Genomic DNA, 415 nt, shown 5'->3' with positions numbered 1-415 from the left:
AGGGTGTCCACTAAACGAGGGTAACCTCAAGTAGGCGATGCTTTAGGTATCGCCTTGGCGGGTTTCTTCAATCTGAAGGGCTAGAAGTTCATTTGTTTTTTCTACTTCTTTGACCAAGAAGTGAAGCCGTGCAGCTATGAAAGCTACCAGCAGGATCTGAAAGATTTGCACAGTCATTCCTTAGGGGACAGTGTTCACGTAAACGTACGGTGACCATTGTCCATCTGCTTTGATGCGTCCGCAGAATTGGCTGTTGGACGCTATTTTTTGAGGCAATCCTAGGCACTCCTCCCTTCGGCGTGCGCAGGAACGGTGCTCAAGGATGTCGTGAGCGTGGACTACGCCGCCACCGCCACATCCGGCACTCCAGCTCTTAGCTCTGGGGTGTTATGTCCATGGACTTTTTGGACACGGA

General features: G+C 51.1%; 1 protein-coding gene. It reads right to left on the bottom strand.

From position 1 onward, the window contains the following. Nucleotides 1-42: 42 nt before the first annotated feature. The gene (locus tag HMPREF2565_RS14345; RefSeq protein WP_255365578.1) at nt 43-171 is read right to left on the bottom strand and encodes a hypothetical protein; all 129 of its coding nucleotides are present in this window, start codon (nt 169-171) and stop codon (nt 43-45) included. Nucleotides 172-415 lie beyond the last annotated feature (244 nt).

It is taken from the genome of Corynebacterium sp. HMSC072A04, from assembly GCF_001809235.1.
Lineage (GTDB): Bacteria > Actinomycetota > Actinomycetes > Mycobacteriales > Mycobacteriaceae > Corynebacterium > Corynebacterium hiratae.
The sequence above is the reverse complement of the archived record's forward strand: the minus strand, read 5'-3'. Positions and strand labels throughout refer to the sequence as shown.